The sequence below is a fragment of the Borrelia persica No12 genome, from assembly GCF_000500045.1.
GTDB classification, from domain to species: Bacteria; Spirochaetota; Spirochaetia; order Borreliales; family Borreliaceae; genus Borrelia; species Borrelia persica.
In genome coordinates this window covers 1-740 of record NZ_AYOT01000205.1, presented here as the reverse complement: position 1 = coordinate 740, position 740 = coordinate 1, and the positions used below count along the sequence as shown (strand labels likewise).

At 30.8% G+C, this 740-nt stretch carries 2 protein-coding genes; both read right to left on the bottom strand.

Annotation, left to right across the window (positions count from 1 at the left end):
* On the bottom strand, window positions 1-360 hold a 360-nt coding region (locus U881_RS0107235; RefSeq protein ID WP_024653805.1), incomplete at its 3' end, for a hypothetical protein.
* The gene (locus U881_RS0107230) at window positions 351-725 is read right to left on the bottom strand and encodes a DUF1506 family protein (protein ID WP_024653804.1); all 375 of its coding nucleotides are present in this window, start codon (window positions 723-725) and stop codon (window positions 351-353) included. The genes U881_RS0107230 and U881_RS0107235, both read right to left, overlap by 10 nt.
* Window positions 726-740: the final 15 nt, after the last annotated feature.

Below are 740 nucleotides of genomic sequence, written 5' to 3'. Positions count from 1 at the left end.
AAGCATTAATCCCGTATCTATTAAAGGTGTTTCTGGAGATTTACTTCCTTTTGCTTTTTTAGTAGCAATTGTACTGTCCTTTAATTTGGGTTTTACTTTACCAGAAGCAACAAAATCCTTGTAAAAATCAATGAACAATTTACCAAAAGACTTCATACCAACTTCTATTCCTTTGCTAAACTCTCTGTTCATATAATCAGTATTGATATACTGTTGGAATTCGGGTGAATCTGCCACTTTGTTTAAATGTTCACGACTAGGTAAATTACTACTTCCATATTCATGCATACGTGCTATATCTGCTCTTGTTCCAAACCAACCTATCTCAAGTTCAATCTCTTCAAATACGCTTATATCCACTCTAAACTCCTTAAAATTATTGTTTTGTATCCAACACTTCCGTCAATATTGATTATTTCGTAAAAATTATCATTTAGAGATACTCTGTCTTTAATTTCAAAATCCAATTCTTCATTTGTGTATAATTTAGACATTTGACAAGAATCATAAAGATTTGAAGTCTCAATATTAGCAAGTTCTTGAGGAGTAATATCAATAATAATCCCAACAAATTCTCTGTAAGTATCTTTGTTGAAGTTGATATTCAAATCTTCAAATTCTTCATCTTTACTATATATGCCTTTATAGAACCTAAGCAAAGACTCCTCTCTAAAGGTATTAATCATTCTATTTGCCATTTGAGAAAGTCTGGATCTCAAGTTCATTAGACAACTCCTATA

What these genes read in the sequence shown, in the direction of transcription:
- U881_RS0107230 (WP_024653804.1), bottom strand. Translation starts at nt 725, where the DNA reads ATGAACTTGAGATCCAGACTTTCTCAAATGGCAAATAGAATGATTAAT.